The sequence below is a fragment of the Janthinobacterium violaceinigrum genome, from assembly GCF_009208555.1.
GTDB lineage: Bacteria > Pseudomonadota > Gammaproteobacteria > Burkholderiales > Burkholderiaceae_D > Janthinobacterium > Janthinobacterium violaceinigrum.
In genome coordinates, this window is record NZ_WFLI01000077.1 from 1 (window position 1) to 4,688 (window position 4,688).

The window sequence follows — 4,688 nt, forward strand, 5'->3', positions numbered from 1 at the left end:
CCACGGCGGCCGCGCCGCAAGCCCCGCCCGCCGGCGTGCCGGCCGCCGCCAGCCAACCGCACAGGCCGCTCATACGAGCACCTCGGCCGGCAGCGGATGGCCGAGAAACGCCGTCGGGCTGGCCGTCAAGCCATACGCGCCCGACTGGAACACCACCACGAGGTCGCCCTCCTCGGCGCGCGCCATCTCCATCTGGTCGGCCAGCAAGTCCAGCGGCGTGCACAAGGGGCCCACGACCGACGCCACTTCGCGCGGCCCGCCGTGCAGGCGGTTGCCGATGGCGACCGGGTAATTCTTGCGGATCAGCTGGCCAAAATTGCCCGAGGCAGCCAAGTGGTGGTGCAAGCCGCCATCCGTCACGAGAAATACTTGTCCATGCGACACCTTGCGTTCGATCACCTTGCACACATACAGACCCGCCTCGGCCACCAGATAGCGGCCCAGTTCCAGGTTCAGGCGCGCGCCGGGCGCCGCCTGGTCCAGCAGTTCCAGTTGCCGCTGCAAGCCTGCGGCCACGGGCCCCAGGTCCAGGGCCTGGTCGCCGGGAAAATACGGCACGCCGAAGCCGCCGCCGATATTCAGGGTGCGCAAGGGCGACGGCGCGCTGTCGGCCAGCTGCAGGGCCAGCTGCACACTCAGCGCCTGCGCTTCGGCCAGCGCAGCGGCCGACAGGTTTTGCGAACCCGCATACAGGTGAAAACCGTGAAAATCGAGCCCCAGCTGGCCGATGCGGGCCAGCAGCGCCGGCACCAGGGCTGCATCGACGCCAAACGGCTGCGCGCCGCCGCCCATGCGCATGCCCGTGCGGCGCAGGGCGAAATCTGGATTGACGCGCACGGCCACCCTGGCCGTCAAGCCCAGCCGTTCACCGGCCAAGGCCAGGCGTTCCAGCTGGGCGCCCGACTCCACGTTGATCAGCACGCCTGCGGCCACGGCCCGCGCCAGTTCGCCATCGCTCTTGCCCGGTCCCGCAAAACTGATGCGTTCCGGCGCCATGGGCGTATCGAGCGCCGTCGCCAGTTCGCCGCCCGACGCCACGTCGATGCCGTCGACCAGGCCCGCCAGCCACTGCACCACGGCCGGCATGGGATTGGCCTTCATGGCGTAATGCACGAGCACGCCGGACGGCAAGGCAGCGCGCAATTGCGCCATGCGGCGCGTGATGTGCGCGCGTTCATACGCATAGAACGGCGTGCTGCCGACGCGCTGCGCCAGTTGGCGCAAGGACATGCCGCCCACCTGCAGCATGTCGCCAGCCACGGCAAACTGGCCCAGGGGCGCATGCGATGGCAGCTCCTGGCTGTCCGCCCGCTTCACGTCGTGCTTCAAGTTTTTGAGGCCGGGACCGTTCATGCCGCATCTCCTGATTGGACCGCATAGGCACGCGCCAGTTCCCTGGCCAGCAAGGGGCGGTCGATCTTGCCGTTCGGGTTGCGCGGCAACACGCCGTCGCGGATTTCTATCCACTGGGGCACCATATAACTAGGCAGACGCGCGCGGCAGGCGGCCAGCACGCTGTCGCGCAGCAATTCGACGCCGGGCGCGGGCGTGACGAGCAAGGCGATGGCCTGGCCCAGCACGGCATGGGGCAGGCCCAGCGCGGCCGCCTCGCCCACCAGGCCGCTCGCATACGCAACTTCCTCGATCTCGGCCGGGCTGACCCGGTAGCCGGACGTCTTGATCATGTCGTCGCTGCGCCCCACAAAATACAGATAGCCGTCCGCATCGCGGCGCACCGTGTCGCCCGACCAGACGGCCAGTTCCGGCAGCACCAGGCCGCTCGCCTGCGGCGGCAGCGGCTTGAAGCGCTCGGCCGTGCGCGCCGCATCGTTCCAGTAGCCGAGCGCCACCAGCGCGCCGCGGTGCACGAGTTCGCCCGGCTCGTCGGCCTCGCACACGCTGCCGTCGGGCCGCAGCACCAGCACTTCCGCATTGGGGATCGCTTGCCCGATGGAATCGGGACGCCGCTCCAGCTGTTCCGGCGCCAGGTAGGTGGAACGGAATGCTTCCGTCAAGCCATACATCAGGTAGACCTGCGTGCGCGGCAGCGACTGGCGCAGCCTGTCGAGCGTGGAACGCTGCATCACGCCGCCCGAATTGGTGATGTAGCGCAAAGGCGTGGACAAGGGCCAGCTCAGCTGCGACAGCTGCACCCACAGGGGCGGCACGGCGGCCAGGCCCGTGATCGCTTCCTGTTCCACGGCTTCGACTATATCGCGCAGCAGCAGATAATTCATCAGCACGGCGCAGGCGCCGCTGGCAAATGCTGTCGTCAGCTGGCTCAGGCCGTAATCAAAGCTGAGCGGCAGGACGCACAGGATGCGGTCTTGCGGCGTGTTGCGCAGATAGCCCGACACGCTGAGCGCGCCGGCCAGCAGGTTGCGATGCGACAGCACCACGCCTTTCGGCCGCCCCGTGCTTCCCGAGGTGTACAGGATGGCCGCCATGTCCGCGTCGATCGCCGCGTGCGGCATCGGCGGGGAAGCACTGGCGGCGGCGGGCATGCCGCTCCACGGCAGCACGCGCAGCCTGCCCAGGCTCGTTTCTCCATTTCCTTCACCCGCCAGCAGCACCGTCTGCAAGTCCGGACAGGCGGCCAGCGCGGGCCCCAGCTGCGCCAGGCGTTCGCGCGACGTGACGAGGATGGCCACGTTGCAGTCGGCCAGGATGTACGCCACCTGGTCCGGCTTGAGCAGCGGATTGACGGGCACGAACACGCCGCCGGCCGCCGCCGCGCCAAACATGGCGCTGACGCTTTCCGGGCGTTTTTCCAGGTACACGGCCACGCGCGCGCCCCGCTGCAAGCCCAGGGCCAGCAAGGTGCAGGCCGCCTCGCGCACGCACTGGGCCAGCGCGGCATAGGCGATGTCCTCGCCCTGCCACGACAGGGCCGGCGCGTGGGGCGCGCGCTGCGCCGTTTCAAAGATCAGATCGTGTATCAGTGTCGCCATCGTTTCATCCCCGGGTTGCCATGATTGCCATGCATTCCCTATGATTGGGATAAACGGGCGCGGCAGTGTTGATTTTTATCAAGCAAGCGCCTCTCGCGGCGGGCGGCGCCCCATCGGGAACAATGCTTGAGGCTGCGCAACGTCGGTTCCCCGCCCCTGCGCTCTAATGGACAGCGTTGGCTGCATAGCCGCCCCCTCCCAGACCGCCATGGCCCGCGACGCCCATTTCCCCCGCTTGCAACGGCTTGCCGCCAGCCTCCGGCAACTGGGCTGGCGCGACAGCGCCTGGCTGGCCGTGGCGCGGCTGCTGGCGAGGGTGCCCGGCGGGCGCTGCGCGCTGCACCGCTACCAGTTCGTGGCGCAGGCCGTGGCGCCAGGCTCATTGTGCCGGGGGCGCGGCCAGTCGATCCAGGTCACGCCCTGCCTGGCCGAAGCGGACTTGCCGGCCGGCCCCATGCGCCGGCCCGGCGTGCTGCGCGAGCGCTACCGCCAGGGCGCGCAATGCCTGGTGGCGCGCGGCGGGCAGCAGTCCGACGCTGCCATGGCCGGCTGGATCTGGCTGCTGCGCCACGGCTGCCAGGAAGACGAGGTGCGCGCCCGCTATGCGCTGGCGTCCTGCCAGTCTTCGTGGGACCTGGACGTGTGGGTGCATCCCGCGCAGCGGGGCGGCCTGGTCTTCGCCCGCCTGTGGGAAGAAGCCAACGCCGTGCTGTACGCGCAGGGCGTGCGCTGGTCGTGCAGCCGCATCTCGCGTTTCAACCGCGCCTCGCTGGGCGCCCATGCGCGCCTGGGCACGCACGCGCTGGGCACGGCCACCTTCGTGCGCTGCGGCCGCTGGCAATGGATGGCCGCCAGCCTGCCGCCCTATCTGCACCTGTCGCGCCACCCCGGCGATATTCCCTGCCTGGCCTTCGATACGTCTTCCCTGCCGCACTACCCTTCCCTGGAGCTGACATGCCGCATCTTGAAGCAGTAAAGCATATCCTCGACACCACCCTGGGCTTGAACGGGCGCGCGCTGGAAGCCCGCACGCCGCTGCTGGGCAGCGTGCCGGAACTCGATTCGATGGCCGTGCTGGGGGTGATCGCCGCGCTGGAAGACCATTTCGGCATCGCCGTCGCCGACGACGACATCCATGCGCGCCACTTCGCCACCGTGGGCACCTTGCACGACTTCGTGTCTGCAAAGCTGCGCCGATGAGCCATACCACCACCGAAGCGCTGCCGCTGCTGCCCTTCTTCCTGCCCGCCAGCGGCGGCCAGCGCTATTGCCTGCTGCACCTGCCGCCGCCGGGCCGCAGCGCGCGCGGCGGCATCGTCTACGTCCATCCATTTGCCGAGGAACTCAATAAAAGCCGCCACGTGGCCGCCGCGCAGGCGCGCGCCTTTGCCGCGCTCGGCTACAGCGTGCTGCAGATCGACCTGTTCGGCTGCGGCGACAGCAGCGGCGACTTCCACGAAGCGCGCTGGGACATCTGGCACAACGACCTGCACCTGGCTTGCGCCTGGCTGGCGCAGCGCGTCGACGGTCCCCTGACCGTGTGGGGCTTGCGCCTGGGCGCCCTGCTGGCCCTCGATTTCGCCAGCCGCGCCCAACTGCCGCTGGCACGCCTGCTGCTGTGGGAACCGGAACTGGACGGACGGCGCAGCATCGACCGCTTCCTGCGCCTGCGCCTGGCGGCAGGCATGCTGGCCGGCGCCGCGCGCGAAGCGCCGGGCCAGGCGCTTCGCGCGCGGC

At 69.6% G+C, this 4,688-nt stretch carries 5 protein-coding genes; 3 read left to right on the forward strand and 2 right to left on the reverse strand.

The annotated features are described in order from the left end of the window. Positions 1-69: 69 nt before the first annotated feature. Complete coding sequence (locus tag GCN75_RS28580) at positions 70-1,353, reverse strand: pyridoxal-dependent decarboxylase, exosortase A system-associated (protein ID WP_264372572.1); 1,284 nt, start codon at positions 1,351-1,353, stop codon at positions 70-72. Next, positions 1,350-2,951: an acyl-CoA ligase (AMP-forming), exosortase A system-associated gene (locus tag GCN75_RS28585; protein WP_152285354.1), complete on the reverse strand. Its 1,602-nt coding sequence runs from the start codon at positions 2,949-2,951 to the stop codon at positions 1,350-1,352. Before GCN75_RS28585 ends, GCN75_RS28580 begins: the two co-directional genes overlap by 4 nt. A 208-nt stretch (positions 2,952-3,159) precedes the next feature. Between GCN75_RS28585 and GCN75_RS28590 the strand changes: the two genes are divergently transcribed. The 3 genes from GCN75_RS28590 to GCN75_RS28600 all read left to right on the forward strand — a co-directional run. Further along, positions 3,160-3,927: a GNAT family N-acetyltransferase gene (locus GCN75_RS28590; RefSeq protein WP_152285355.1), complete on the forward strand. Its 768-nt coding sequence runs from the start codon at positions 3,160-3,162 to the stop codon at positions 3,925-3,927. Beyond that, the gene (locus GCN75_RS28595) at positions 3,906-4,151 is read left to right on the forward strand and encodes an acyl carrier protein (protein ID WP_152285356.1); all 246 of its coding nucleotides are present in this window, start codon (positions 3,906-3,908) and stop codon (positions 4,149-4,151) included. The genes GCN75_RS28590 and GCN75_RS28595 overlap by 22 nt, the downstream gene beginning before the upstream one ends. Next, on the forward strand, positions 4,148-4,688 hold a 541-nt coding region (locus GCN75_RS28600), incomplete at its 3' end, for a hydrolase 2, exosortase A system-associated (RefSeq protein WP_152285357.1). The genes GCN75_RS28595 and GCN75_RS28600, both read left to right, overlap by 4 nt.

Coding starts and splice junctions, on each gene's coding strand:
- GCN75_RS28580 (WP_264372572.1), bottom strand. CDS start 1,353: ATGAACGGTCCCGGCCTCAAAAACTTGAAGCACGACGTGAAGCGGGCG.
- GCN75_RS28585 (WP_152285354.1), bottom strand. CDS start 2,951: ATGGCGACACTGATACACGATCTGATCTTTGAAACGGCGCAGCGCGCG.
- GCN75_RS28590 (WP_152285355.1), top strand. CDS start 3,160: ATGGCCCGCGACGCCCATTTCCCCCGCTTGCAACGGCTTGCCGCCAGC.
- GCN75_RS28595 (WP_152285356.1), top strand. CDS start 3,906: ATGCCGCATCTTGAAGCAGTAAAGCATATCCTCGACACCACCCTGGGC.